A 13,220-nucleotide genomic window follows, 5' to 3' on the forward strand; every position below is an offset into this window, starting at 1 on the left:
TTCTGTCCTCCGGTTCAATCCGTCACCTGCGCCAAGGCCGCTTGCAACATCGGCGCAAGGCGTTTGCCCCATCCCACTTGAGACGCTTCAGTGGCGATCAGGTCGTTTCGCAATTCGATAAGTGTGTTCAGGCGGCCATGATGCAAGGCGTGTCGGTCAATCGCATCGCCGGGCAGATGGCCGGGATAGGGCTCGTTCCGTCCAACCACCAGATCGGGTTCCGCCTGCAACGCCGCGATCAGCGGGTCGGACAGGCGGCGATCGTAAGCGTGCAGGATACCGACATGCCATGGGCGGCTTGGTCGCGCTTTAAGCTGGCGGGTGAACGAATGGATGGCCACAATCACCGTATCGTCACGCCGCGCGGCAAGCGCAGACAGAGCGTCGTGATAGGGTCGGTAATAGGCGTTGAGCCTGCGTGTCTTCTCTGCCGCGTCCGCGTTGCGATTGCCCGGAATCACCGACCCGTCGTAGAGGCGCATCAACAGGGTGGGATCGTCTTCGCCCCGGTTCGGGTCAATCACCAGGCGGGAAAAGTTCGAAAGGATCGCAGTTCCGCCCAAGGCATCCGCCAAAGCGCGGGTGACTCCGGCGGCTCCGGGATCGAATGCAATATGCCTCGACATGTCGGCCTCGGTCAGCCCGAGCGAGCCCCCAAGATCGGGCGGCACCGTATTCGTTGCATGATCGCAGGAGATCAGCCAGCGTGTGGACCGGTTCTCTCCATGCACAAAAAATGGGACATATGTCATAGGTGTGTGATCTCCCGAACGCATCAGATAGTTGAGTTGCGCAGGAAAGGGAAATGGGCAATAACCCAAACCGGAAGTTAGCGGTAACATGGTGGTGCCATCTTGCCCGACACGCGGTCACAGTTTGCCATGACCGGCAAATGGACTGCCAGAACACAGGTGAAGGATTGAATTCCCGATGAGACGTTTGCGGAGTGTGAAAATCGTGGCCACCCTTGGCCCAGCGTCAAGCAGCTACGAGATGATCCGGGCCCTGCACGAGGCAGGGGCAGATGTCTTTCGTCTCAACATGAGTCATGGCAGCCATGCCGAGATCGCCGAGCGCCATGCCATTATCCGGCAGGTCGAAAAAGATCTCGACAGCACGATCGGCATTCTGGCCGACCTTCAGGGGCCGAAGCTCCGTGTGGGCGTGTTCGCCAATGGTGAAGAGGAACTGGAGGAGGGCGCAAGCTTCCGTCTGGACCTTGCGGAAAAGGAAGGCAGCATCGACCGTGTGACGCTGCCGCATCCCGAAATTTTTGCCGCTCTTGAGCCGGGCGCGCATCTATTGGTGAATGACGGCAAGATCCGCTTGAAAGTCGAATCCTGCGGCAAGGATTTCGCTGATTGCAAAGTGGTCACCGGCGGCACGATTTCCAATCGCAAGGGCGTCAACGTTCCGGACGTGGTTCTGCCGCTGGCGGCGCTGTCCGAGAAGGATCGCCTTGATCTCGAATTCGTCGCAGATTTGGGCGTTGACTGGCTCGCCCTGAGCTTTGTGCAGCGCGCGCAGGACGTGATCGAGGCACGCGAGCTGTGCAAAGGCCGTGCAGCCATTCTGTCGAAGATCGAAAAGCCGGCTGGCGTCAAAGCCTTCGATGAGATTCTCGAAGTGTCCGACGGGATCATGGTCGCCCGTGGCGATCTGGGTGTGGAACTTCCCGTGCAGAACGTTCCTCCGATCCAGAAGCGTCTGATCCGTCGTTGCCGCGCGGCGGCCAAGCCGGTGATCGTGGCAACACAGATGCTCGAGTCGATGATCGAGTCGCCAATGCCCACGCGTGCCGAAGTCTCCGACGTTGCGACCGCGATCTACGAAGGCTCTGACGCCATCATGCTGTCGGCGGAATCAGCGGCTGGGGCCTATCCGGTCGAGGCGGTGACCACGATGAACAACGTGGCCATCGAAGTGGAAAGCGATCCGACCTACACCGAAATCATGGAAGCCTCGCGTGTGGCCAAGCGGGCCACCGTCGCGGACGGGATCGTGGCCGCTGCACGTGAGATTGCGGAAACCACGGACATCAAGGCAATCTGCTGTTTCACATCCTCTGGCACGACCGCGCTTCTCACGGCAAGGGAGCGCCCACGCGTTCCGATCATTGCAATGACCAACCACATCCGGACGGCGCGCCGTCTGGCCCTGACTTGGGGCACGAATTGCGTGATCACCGGCGAGCTCGAGCGCTTCAAACAGGCGGTGGTCAATGCCGCTCGCGCGGCACGCGCCGGAGGCTATGCGGAGCCGACGGACCAAATCCTTGTGACGGCTGGTGTGCCGTTCAATACGCCGGGCACAACGAATATTCTTCGTGTGGCCCCTTGTGACGAACGTTTGATCTACAACACTGATCCGGAGTAACCTGCCCCCGTGTAACCAGTGGGAGCAGGTCGTAATGGATCCTGATACGCTTTTTGTTATCGGCCTCGGGCTTGGGGTGTTGTCCATTCCCGCGGTCGTATCAGCCGTCTCCAAGGGCGAAAGGCCGCGGATTGCCACGATCACGCTGATGATCGCGGGTACTATGATGGTCTGGGCCATCTCGAACAAGTCGGGCGGCTACGCGATTGAAGCCATCCCCGAAGTTGTCGCGCGGGTTCTTCGCGGCTTTACCTAAGGTGATTGTCGAGATTTGTGACGTTCGATCACTATAGATCAATCTCGTATATGCCTTTAGCACTTCTCTCAGACATATCGCCCGGATCGTGGAGGCGGCCGGGCGATGTATTGGGAGGAAGATGACATGACAGCAGAGGCGCGTCCCTGGACGGCTTTTTATGGTCCGAAGGTTCGCAAGGACATCGAGACGGCATCGTATCGCACTCTGGCGGATTTGATCCGGTCGGTGTCGAGCACATTTGGCGACGCACCAGCGTTCACGACCTGTTTGCCAAACGGCATGAACGGCACGTTGAGCTTTCGCCAAGTGGACGAGATGTCCGATGCCTTTGCGGTCTATCTGCGCGAGGTCGCAGGCTTGAACCAAGGCGATCGCGTCGCGCTTCAGATGCCGAACTGTCTGTCTTTCCCGGTCGCGGCCTTCGGCATTCTGAAGGCGGGGTGCATCCTTGTGAACGTCAACCCGCTCTATACCGCCGAAGAGATGGCAAAACAGTTCACCGATGCCGAACCACATGCACTGGTGATCGTGGATATGTTCGCCGACAAGATCCCGGCGGCGACCCAAGGCCATCCGATCCCCAACATCATCGTCACGCGGGTTGCTGAATTCTTGCCATCCCTGCCGCGCGGGATTGTCGGTTTGGTGCAAAAACACTGGGACAAGTCGGTCAAGCCTGTCGAGGTTGCCTATATTCGCCTTCCGGACGCTTTGGGCGCTGGGCGTGATCACATGCAGCGCGAACGCATTGCGCCCGACGTCTATTCCCAGACCGTGGATGCGCATGACGTCGCCTGCCTACAATATACCGGCGGGACAACCGGCGTCGCCAAGGGCGCGATGCTGACCCATGCCAACCTCATCATGAACATGGAACAGACGATGGAGATGCTGGAGGGCGTCGAGAAGGGCAAGGAAATCGCCCTGACCGCGTTGCCACTCTACCACATCTTCGCCTTTACCGTGAACATGCTGGCCTTCTACTGGCTTGGCGCGCGCAATATCCTGATCCCCAATCCACGGCCTCTGTCGAACCTCAAGCGGGCGTTTGAGAATTACAAGATCACGTGGATGAGCGGGGTGAACACATTGTTCAATGGGCTGACCAACGAGATCTGGTTTACCGACAGCCCGCCCAAAAATCTCAAATTCTCATCTGCGGGCGGTATGGCATTGCAAGCAGCCGTCGCGCAAAAATGGGAAGGCATCACGGGCAAGTCTGTTTTGCAGGGGTATGGCCTGACCGAAACTTCGCCAGTGCTGACGTTCAACCCGCTTGGCAAAACGCGGGATGGGTCCATCGGGATTCCTGTGCCCGGAACAATGGTCGTTTGTCTGGACGAAGCTGGGAACCCGGTTCCCCAAGGCCAAACCGGAGAGATCGCGGCCAAAGGCCCGCAGATCATGGCCGGGTACTGGAACAAACCCGAAGAGACCGCGCATGCGCTGCGCGATGGGTGGTTCCTAAGCGGAGATATCGGTGTCATGGACCCGGATGGCTATTTCCGCATTGTCGACCGAAAGAAGGACATGGTCGTTGTGTCGGGCTTCAACGTGTATCCGAACGAGGTCGAAGACTGCCTCGCGCAACACCCCGGTATCTTGGAGGCGGCGGTCATCGGCGTGCCCGACGATGGAACAGGTGAGGCGGTCAAAGCCTTTGTCGTCAAACGCGACAACGGCCTGACCGAAGCGGACATCCGTGCTCACTGCAAAGCGCATCTGACCGCCTACAAGGTGCCCAAGCGGGTCGAATTCCGCGATGAGCTGCCGAAATCGAACGTCGGAAAAATCCTCAGAAAAGACCTGCGCGCCGAAGAACTGGCCCGCATCGCAGCGGAGTAACGGGCATGGTTGGAGCCTTCGAACAAGCGCTGCTGGCGCTGATGATCTTCGTCATCATGCTGGGCATGGGCGCGTCCCTCACACCGCGAGACTTCTATCTGGCTTTGCGGCGCCCCTACGGTCTCGCCATCGGGGTGATCTCTCAATACGGGTTCATGCCGCTGATCGGGTTCCTGCTAGCGACGTTTCTGGTTGTGCCCGAGACCATCGCGCTGGGCATTCTCATCATGGCCTGTATGCCGGGTGGGACGACCTCGAACATCTTTACCTACTTCTCCAAGGGCAATTTGGCGCTGTCGGTTCTGATGACGGTGACATCGACTGTCACCGGTGTCGTGCTGATCCCGCTGGTGCTGGTGCTCTATGCGTCCGCGCTTGATCTCGAGATTCCGCGAGAGAACATCATCGTTACGCTGGTTCTGCTGCTTGTTCCGGTGGCCATTGGAATGGTTCTGCGAAAGCTGAGCGCCAATGTGGGAGCGGTGACAGAGTTCTTTGGCTCTGCGCTGGCACTGTTCTTTATCGTCTTCCTGATGGTCAGCTGGATACCGCGAAACTGGCAGTTCCTGCTGGAAACCACGCCTGCCACCTATTTCGCATCTATTGGTCTGGGTTTGTTTGGAATCACAATCGGCTATCTGTTTGCCCGCGCCTTGCGTCTGCATCCCCGCAATGCGCGGACCGTGGCGCTTGAGACGGGCATCCAGAACGGACCACTGGCGATAGCGATCATCGTATTCACCTTTCAGGGGTCCGAGGCGCAGGCGGTCATGGCGGTGCCCGTGCTCTATTCGCTGTTCATCGTGATCGTATCGACGTGCGTGACCTTGGTGTTCCGACGCGCCAACACGGCGGCAGAGCAGAAAATCCCGGACAGCCTGCTCTGAAACAGTTGCATTGCCCTCGAACCCCGCCTATACGGCGCGCTCTACCCGCGGGACCGGTCGAATTGGCATACCGAGTCGCGCGTTCACCGATCTGAAGACAGGAGACGGAAATGCCGAAGATGAAGACAAAGTCGAGCTGCAAAAAGCGGTTCAAGGTGACGGCCACGGGCCGCATCAAGGCAGGTCAGGCTGGCAAACGCCACGGCATGATCAAGCGCCACAAGAAGTTCATCCGCGACGCGCGCGGAACCACCACGCTGTCGAAGGCTGATGAACAGATCATCAAGCCGATGATGCCCTACGCGCGCTAAGGAGGAATTGACATGTCCCGAGTAAAAGGCGGAACCACCACACACGCCCGTCACAAGAAGGTCATCAAGGCCGCCAAAGGTTACTATGGCCGCCGCAAGAACACCTTCAAGGTTGCACGTCAGGCCGTCGACAAGGCGAACCAGTACGCCACACGCGACCGCAAGAACCGCAAGCGCAACTTCCGCGCACTGTGGATCCAGCGGATCAACGCGGCTGTGCGTCTGCATGACGAAGCGCTGACATATTCCCGCTTCATCAACGGCCTGAACCTGGCCGGCATTGAAGTGGACCGCAAAGTGCTGGCCGATCTGGCCGTGCACGAGCCCGAAGCCTTCGGCGCGATCGTCGAACAGGCCAAAGGCGCACTGGCCGCGTAAGCGACCCAGAGTTCTGAATAAAGAAAGCCCCGCTGGTTCAGCGGGGCTTTTTTCGTTTCGGCATCAGACACCCCAATCCGCCGATCCCGCAACACGACCAAAGTTTCCCTAGCGTCATAGGGTCGCTGTTGGCACTCTCAGATCAGAACAGCAAAAAATCTGGGAGGAATTTATGCTCGACTCGACATTGTCCGACACCACGCAGGCCTTTCTTGATGAATTCGGGAAGGCGCTGGAAGAAGGCGACATCACGCGCGCCCGCGAGATGTTCGCAGACGATTGCTACTGGCGCGATCTTGTCACCTTCACCTGGAATATCAAAACAGTCGAAGGCAAGGATCAGGTCGAGGATATGCTGAAACATCAGCTTGCCGCGACCAAACCGCACAATTGGGCCATCGCTGAAGGTGAGGTCGTGACCGAAGACGGCGGGATCGTGACCGCCTGGATTACCTTCGAGACAGAGGTCGCCCGAGGGTTTGGTTTGATCCGGCTGCGCGAGGGCAAAATCTGGACGCTGCTGACAACCATGGTCGAACTTAAGGGCTATGAAGAACCCAAAGGGTTTGACCGTCCGTTGGGGGCCAAGCACGGGGCCGGCAAGAACCGGACCACTTGGAAGGAAGAACGGGAGGCAGAGGCGAGCGAACTCGGCTACACCTCCCAACCCTATACGCTGATCATCGGCGGCGGGCAGGGCGGCATCGCTCTTGGCGCACGTTTGCGCCAATTGGGTGTGCCGACGATCATCGTGGAAAAGAACGACCGCCCGGGTGACAGCTGGCGCAAGCGCTACAAGTCGCTTTGCCTGCATGACCCGGTCTGGTACGACCATCTTCCATACATCAAGTTCCCTGAAAACTGGCCCGTCTTTGCCCCGAAGGACAAGATCGGTGACTGGCTGGAAATGTACACCAAGGTGATGGAGCTAAATTACTGGACCCGCACCACCGCCAAATCGGCCAACTATGACGAGGCCAAGCAGGAATGGACCGTTGTGGTCGACCGCGATGGAGAGGAAGTCACCCTGCGGCCCAAGCAACTGGTCATGGCAACGGGTATGTCCGGCAAGGCGCGCATCCCGGATTTGCCGGGAATGGACAAGTTCAAGGGCGATATCCACCATTCCTCGCAGCACCCCGGCCCGGATCGCTACAAGGGCAAGAAATGCGTTGTCATCGGGTCGAACAACTCGGCGCATGACATCTGCGCGGCCCTTTGGGAGCATGACGCCGACGTGACCATGGTCCAGCGGTCCTCGACCCACATCGTGCGGTCTGACACGCTGATGGAGATCGGTCTGGGCGACCTCTATTCCGAACGCGCCGTCAATGCGGGAATGACCACCGAAAAGGCCGATCTGATCTTTGCGTCCCTGCCCTATGCCATCCTGCACGAGTTCCAGATCCCGGCCTATGCCGCGATGAAGGAGCAGGACAAAGAGTTCTACGAAGGGTTGGAAAAAGCGGGCTTCTGGCTTGACTGGGGGGACGACGACTCAGGTCTCTTCATGAAGTATCTGCGGCGCGGCTCCGGCTATTACATCGACGTGGGTGCGAGCCAGCTGATCATCGACGGAGAGATCAAGCTCAAGCGCGGGCAGGTGACGGAGATCGTTGAAGACGGGGTCATCCTCGACACCGGCGAAAAGCTTGAAGCGGATCTGATCGTGCTGGCGACCGGCTACAACTCCATGAACGGCTGGGTGGCTGATCTGATGGGCCAAGAGATGGCTGACAAGGTGGGCAAGGTCTGGGGACTTGGGTCGAACACCACCAAGGACCCCGGCCCTTGGGAAGGTGAACAGCGCAACATGTGGAAGCCGACGCAGCAGGAAAACCTGTGGTTCCATGGCGGCAACCTGCATCAATCGCGGCACTATTCGCAGTTCCTTGCCTTGCAGATCAAGGCCCGGATGGAAGGTATCCCGACCCCGGTTTATGCGCTGCAAGAGGTGCATCACACGTCGTAATGTCGGCATTGGGGCGGGCCGTTTGGTCCGCCCCAATGCACGGAGTCGTGACAGCGGCGTTCTGGACTCGCGGTCTTAGGGCGTTACACCCAAACGCATGATGCACCGACGTACATTCCTGACAACGACAGCCGCCGCATTATGCGCGCCATTCCTTGCGCGGGCGCAGACCGACGACCTGCGCAGCGCGATTGATGCTTTGCCGCAGTTGCATTCCATTCAGGTCAGCAAGGGCGACGAAACTGTAATCGCCGAGGCGCCTCGCGGACCCGGTCTTGATCGGCTTGCTAACATCAAATCCTGCTCCAAGAGCATTGTTGCGCTCTTGCTGGGAGCTGCCATCGACCGGGGCGAGGTGGCTTCGGTGCAAGCACCGCTCTCCGAAGTCGCGCCCAATATCCTGCCTTCCAATGCCACTCCGGGGGCGGCGGACATCACTCTCGAAGACCTTGTCACCTTGCGCGCAGGGTTGGAACGCACGTCGGGTCAGAACTACGGCGCATGGGTGAATTCCCGCAACTGGCTGGCAGATGCGCTGTCGCGGCCAATGGTGGCCGAACCCGGTGGACAGATGCTCTATTCGACCGGATCGACCCATATTCTGGGCGCGGCCCTGACCGAGGCCACGGGGCAAAGCCTGCTTGCGCAGGCACGTGAGCGGATTGGACGGTCCTTGGGTATCGAAATCCCGCCTTGGACCCGCGATCCGCAGGGCTACTACATGGGCGGCAATGAAATGGCATTGCGCCCGACGGCGATGCTCAAGATCGCCAAGCTGATGCGCGATGATGGTCAATTTGAAGGGGAGCAAGTGATCCCGCAAAGCTGGGTCGCGGCCTCGACCATCCCCTATGCGCGGTCGCCGTGGTCGGGCCTTTCGTACGGCTACGGCTGGTTCCTGTCTCCGTCGGGTTACACGCTGGCGCGCGGCTATGGCGGCCAGATCATCGCATCACACAAAGCCCGCAATCTTGCCGTGGCGATCACGTCCGATCCGAACCAACCCGCCCGATCCGGCGGCTATTTCGGCGATCTGATGCGACTGTTGGATGGACCCGTTTTGGCATTGGCCTGACACGAACCTCCCTTGCCTTCGTCCGCACGCTCCGCAAGATGCATGAACCCTAACCGTGCGGAGAGATCATGCCCACAGCGCCCCTTTGGCTGCTTGTTGCCCTGCAAGCCACCGTTTCCGCTGCGTCGATGGTGGTGGAGATCGTCGCAGGGCGCATGCTGGCGCCCTATGTTGGTATGTCGCTTTATTCATGGACCTCAGTGATCGCCGTGGTCTTGGCGGGGTTTTCCGCAGGGCATTGGTGGGGCGGGCGTCTGGCAGATCGCCCCGGCATCAACCCGATGGTGGCGACCGCTTGGGCGCTGGTCGCGGCAGCAGTCACCACGGCACTGGCGGGTGTCGCCTTGCGGGCGTCGGCAGAGACTGTGCTAAGCGCTTTTCCACAACCCGTCTGGGGCATCACGGGGCTGACACTGGCCGCGTTTTTTCTGCCATCGCTGTTTGCGGGCATCCCGGCGCCCTTGCTGACGCAGGTGTCGCTGTCCGGCCCGTCGCGGCAGGGGCAGGCGCTGGGCGCGATGTTCGCTTCCGGTGCCATTGGGGCCATCGTGGGTACGCTGCTGGCGGGGTTCGTGTTCATATCGTGGCTAGGCAGTCTTTGGACTTTGACCACCGTAACACTGGTCTACACGGCAGGTGCGGCGCTGTGCTTTGTGCTGGGCAGTGGGTTGCGGGTGGTACAGGGTGCGAGCCTTGTCGCATTGGCGGCACTTGCGCTGTCCTCGGGCCTCTCAAAAGGGCCATGCACGCTGGAAAGCCGCTATTTCTGCCTGCAATCGGTCGACGTGTCAGCCGATGCTTCTCATCCGACCCGCGCCATGGTCATCGACCATTTGGTGCACGGTATATCCGCTCAGGATGCACCGGATGTGATGTTCACCGATCACGCTGCCATGCTGGACGCCTTGACCCGACTTCGTGCGCCATCTGCCGACCCCGCGACGTACCATATTGGCGGGGGCAACTATGCGTTGCCCCGCGCCTTTGCACATCGCGGCTTTACCCAGACAACGGTGGCCGAGATCGATCCGGCGGTGACCGCCCTCGCGCAGCGGGACTTCTGGTTCGATCCCACGGGTATCCGCGTCCTGCATATGGATGCGCGACGGGCGCTGCTGATAGAGGATCAACGCTATGACGTGGTCATTGGGGATGCGTTCACCGACACAGCCGTGCCGCAACATCTGGTCACCGCCGAGTTCTTTGCGCTGATCCGCGACCGGCTCACACCCGATGGCACCTATCTGATGAACGTGATCGACTATTCGGACCGGATGCAGGCGGTCGGCAGTCTGGTCGCAACGCTGCGCGGGGTATTTCCGGTGGTCGAAGTCTGGGCCGAAGCGCGGCGACCTGCGCCCGGAGAGCGCGTTGTGATGGTGATTGCCGCAGGCGTGTCGGAAACTCCGACAAACAGCTTTTCGGTGCCCGCGCCTGAACAAACCACCTTTGCCGCGCTTGGTCCCGGATTTGTGGACCAGCTTGCTGCGGCAGGCGTCTACCTGACCGACGACTACGCGCCGATAGATCGCTTGGTCGGGCCGCGCGATTAACACAACCCGACCAAGCCCATGCCAGCGCCCTCGCCGGAGTGGCGCTGGATGATCGTTTTATGCCGCCTTGAGCAGCTTGTGAGGCTCGGTCACGTCAAGGCCAAGCGCCTGACCAACCGCACCATAGGTGAGCTGACCTGCATGCACGTTCAGACCTGCCAGAAGGTGCGGATCGTCGGTACAGGCCTGCTGCCAGCCCTTATCCGCCAATGCCAGCATGAACGGCATCGTGGCGTTGCCAAGCGCGATGGTCGACGTGCGGGCAACCGCGCCCGGCATGTTGGCCACGCAGTAATGCATGATGCCATCGACCTCGTAGATCGGGTTCTCGTGCGTGGTGGCTTTCGAGGTCTCGAAGCATCCGCCCTGGTCGATGGCCACGTCCACAAGCGCGGAACCCGGCTTCATCAGGCCAAGGTCTGCTCGGCTCACCAGTTTGGGGGCAGCGGCACCGGGGATAAGCACGGCACCCACAACCATGTCGGCGGTCGTGATCATCTCGGCAATGTTCGCCTGGCTGGCGTAGCGGGTGCGGAAAGTACCTCCGAACACGTCATCGAGATAGCGCATGCGGGGCAGGGAGCGGTCAAACACGGTCACGTCTGCGCCCATGCCAGCCGCGACGCGGGCCGCATGAGTGCCGACAACGCCGCCACCAATCACGACCACCTGTGCCGGAGTGACGCCGGGCACGCCGCCCATCAGTACACCACGGCCGCCATTGGCCTTTTGCAAGGTCCACGCGCCCATCTGCGGCGCAAGCTTACCGGCAACTTCGGACATCGGTGCCAGCAGGGGCAGGCCGCCATTGCGGTCGGTCACGGTTTCATAGGCGATGGCGGTGCAACCCGACGCGAGCAGGTCTTTGGTCTGTTCGGGGTCCGGTGCAAGGTGCAGATAGGTGAACAGCAACTGGCCTTCGCGCAGCATCTTGCGCTCGACCGCCTGCGGTTCCTTGACCTTGACGATCATGTCGGCGGTCGCGAACACCTCTTCTGCGGTGTCGAGGATCTGCGCACCAGCGGCGGTGTAGGCCGCATCGTCAAAGCCTGCGCCGATGCCTGCACCTTTCTGGATCAGAACGGTGTGGCCATGTGCGACGGCTTCCTGTGCCGCGCTCGGAGTGATGCCGACGCGGAATTCCTGGGGTTTGATTTCGGTTGGGCATCCGATTTTCATGACTGTCTCCTCCGACTCTGTCTGATGACAGGATGCCCCGGATCCAGCGCAATTTCGTATGGATCTTTGGCGACTGCCAGGCCATCTTGCGAAGACCCTTCGAAGAAAGGGGCAAATTTCGGGAGGAAACTGGCGCAATGTCTTTGGATGACACGGATCGACGGATTCTCCGCGTGCTTCAGCGCAAAGGGCGCATTTCCAACGCGGAACTGGCCGAGTCGGTCAATCTGTCGGCCTCGGCCTGCCACCGTCGTGTTCAGAGACTCGAAGCGGATGGGTACATCCGGGACTATGTCGCGCTCTTGAATGCGCGCAAGCTGGGTCTGCCGACAACCGTCTTTGTCGAGATCAAGCTGAGCAGTCAGGCCGACGAGTTGCTCGAAGCCTTCGAGAAGGCAGTCGCGCGCGTGCCGGATGTTCTGGAATGTCACCTGATGGCAGGGACGGCGGATTACATTCTCAAGATCGTGGCAGAAAATACCGAGGACTTCGCCCGCATCCACCGGCAATACCTCACCCGGCTGCCCGGCGTGGCGCAGATGCAAAGCTCGTTTGCGCTGCGCACGGTGTTCAAGACCACGGCGCTTCCGGTCTAGGGTCGACCTTCGGCACAGCAAAGCAGAGCCTGCATTCCGCAGAAAACACGCTCTGGCACAAGTGGTTTGTGTCTTTGCCGCCGTTTTGGTATTCTGAATCAACACGCTGGAGTACCCGCCAGAGATGCGGCCTCCCACACTCATACCCCCGACATACGGAGATTCCATGACCCAGGTTAAAACGGGCGATACCGTTTCGATTCATTATACTGGCACGCTGTCCGATGGTTCGACTTTCGACAGTTCCGCAGGCCGCGCGCCTTTGGAATTCACGGTTGGCGCGGGCCACATCATCCCCGGTCTCGATCAGGCGATCCCCGGCATGGCTGTGGGCGACACCAAAACCGTACAGGTGCCTGCTGATCAGGCGTACGGTCAGCGCGACCCGAATGCACAGCAGGCCGTGCCGCGCGCCGACATTCCGGCTGACATTCCGCTTGAGCCGGGCACACAGTTGCAGATGCAAACACCCACGGGGCAGGTTGTCCCGGTCATGGTCGCCGAAGTCACCGAGACCGAGGTCACCTTGGACGCAAACCACCCGCTTGCCGGGCAGGATCTGACGTTCGACGTTGAGTTGGTCGAAATCAAAGCGGCCTGAGATGGGGTCTGACCGGCGGTGCCGATCAGACCAAGGCGAGCGGCATAGTCTAAAGCGGTTTGCATTTGATCTGAATCGAAAGGGGATTCACAGGAGGCTGTTTGTTTGATTCACTTCTTTTGGGAGGTGGATCATGGGCAAGCCTTACTCTTTAGATCTTCGGGAACGGATTTGCGCATACGTTGCCA

Annotated in this window: 13 protein-coding genes; 11 read left to right on the forward strand and 2 right to left on the reverse strand. The window is 60.0% G+C overall.

Translation table 11 applies throughout. From position 1 onward, the window contains the following. Nucleotides 1–14: 14 nt before the first annotated feature. The gene (locus JJ869_RS06675) at nucleotides 15–752 is read right to left on the reverse strand and encodes an N-formylglutamate amidohydrolase (protein ID WP_292265479.1); all 738 of its coding nucleotides are present in this window, start codon (nucleotides 750–752) and stop codon (nucleotides 15–17) included. 178 nt (nucleotides 753–930) lie between these two features. Between JJ869_RS06675 and pyk the strand changes: the two genes are divergently transcribed. From pyk to JJ869_RS06720, 9 genes are all read left to right on the forward strand, one after another. Continuing rightward, nucleotides 931–2,376, forward strand: coding sequence for a pyruvate kinase (gene pyk / locus JJ869_RS06680; protein ID WP_292265480.1), 1,446 nt, complete (start codon nucleotides 931–933; stop codon nucleotides 2,374–2,376). A gap of 34 nt (nucleotides 2,377–2,410) precedes the next feature. Further along, on the forward strand, nucleotides 2,411–2,632 hold the full coding sequence (locus tag JJ869_RS06685) for a hypothetical protein (protein ID WP_292265481.1): 222 nt from the start codon (nucleotides 2,411–2,413) through the stop codon (nucleotides 2,630–2,632). A 126-nt stretch (nucleotides 2,633–2,758) separates the two neighbouring features. Then, entirely contained in the window at nucleotides 2,759–4,480 is a 1,722-nt protein-coding gene (locus JJ869_RS06690; RefSeq protein ID WP_292265493.1) for an AMP-binding protein, read from the forward strand. 5 nt (nucleotides 4,481–4,485) lie between these two features. After that, a complete protein-coding gene (locus JJ869_RS06695; RefSeq protein ID WP_292265483.1) occupies nucleotides 4,486–5,367 on the forward strand; it encodes a bile acid:sodium symporter in 882 nt (293 codons plus the stop codon). A 110-nt stretch (nucleotides 5,368–5,477) separates the two neighbouring features. Further along, entirely contained in the window at nucleotides 5,478–5,678 is a 201-nt protein-coding gene (rpmI, locus tag JJ869_RS06700) for a 50S ribosomal protein L35 (RefSeq protein ID WP_292265484.1), read from the forward strand. A gap of 12 nt (nucleotides 5,679–5,690) precedes the next feature. After that, nucleotides 5,691–6,056 (forward strand): 50S ribosomal protein L20, encoded by a 366-nt coding sequence (gene rplT, locus JJ869_RS06705; RefSeq protein WP_292061203.1) that lies wholly within the window; start codon nucleotides 5,691–5,693, stop codon nucleotides 6,054–6,056. 172 nt (nucleotides 6,057–6,228) lie between these two features. Then, nucleotides 6,229–8,028, forward strand: a complete 1,800-nt coding sequence (locus JJ869_RS06710; RefSeq protein WP_292265485.1) for an NAD(P)/FAD-dependent oxidoreductase — start codon at nucleotides 6,229–6,231, stop codon at nucleotides 8,026–8,028. Nucleotides 8,029–8,125: 97 nt separating this feature from the next. Continuing rightward, nucleotides 8,126–9,103 carry a serine hydrolase gene (locus JJ869_RS06715; RefSeq protein ID WP_292265486.1) on the forward strand — a complete coding sequence of 326 codons (978 nt, stop codon included), beginning with the start codon at nucleotides 8,126–8,128 and terminating at the stop codon, nucleotides 9,101–9,103. 68 nt (nucleotides 9,104–9,171) lie between these two features. Then, nucleotides 9,172–10,656: a fused MFS/spermidine synthase gene (locus JJ869_RS06720; RefSeq protein WP_292265487.1), complete on the forward strand. Its 1,485-nt coding sequence runs from the start codon at nucleotides 9,172–9,174 to the stop codon at nucleotides 10,654–10,656. A gap of 57 nt (nucleotides 10,657–10,713) precedes the next feature. Here the strand turns inward: JJ869_RS06720 and ald are convergent, their stop codons facing one another. Continuing rightward, nucleotides 10,714–11,835, reverse strand: a complete 1,122-nt coding sequence (ald, locus tag JJ869_RS06725) for an alanine dehydrogenase (protein WP_292265488.1) — start codon at nucleotides 11,833–11,835, stop codon at nucleotides 10,714–10,716. A 137-nt stretch (nucleotides 11,836–11,972) separates the two neighbouring features. Between ald and JJ869_RS06730 the strand changes: the two genes are divergently transcribed. Both JJ869_RS06730 and JJ869_RS06735 read left to right on the forward strand, forming a co-directional pair. Beyond that, nucleotides 11,973–12,431 carry an Lrp/AsnC family transcriptional regulator gene (locus JJ869_RS06730; protein ID WP_292265489.1) on the forward strand — a complete coding sequence of 153 codons (459 nt, stop codon included), beginning with the start codon at nucleotides 11,973–11,975 and terminating at the stop codon, nucleotides 12,429–12,431. Between the two features lie 166 nt (nucleotides 12,432–12,597). Then, a complete protein-coding gene (locus JJ869_RS06735) occupies nucleotides 12,598–13,032 on the forward strand; it encodes a peptidylprolyl isomerase (RefSeq protein WP_292265490.1) in 435 nt (144 codons plus the stop codon). Nucleotides 13,033–13,220 lie beyond the last annotated feature (188 nt).

The organism is Marivita sp. (assembly GCF_017643905.1).
Lineage (GTDB): Bacteria > Pseudomonadota > Alphaproteobacteria > Rhodobacterales > Rhodobacteraceae > Marivita.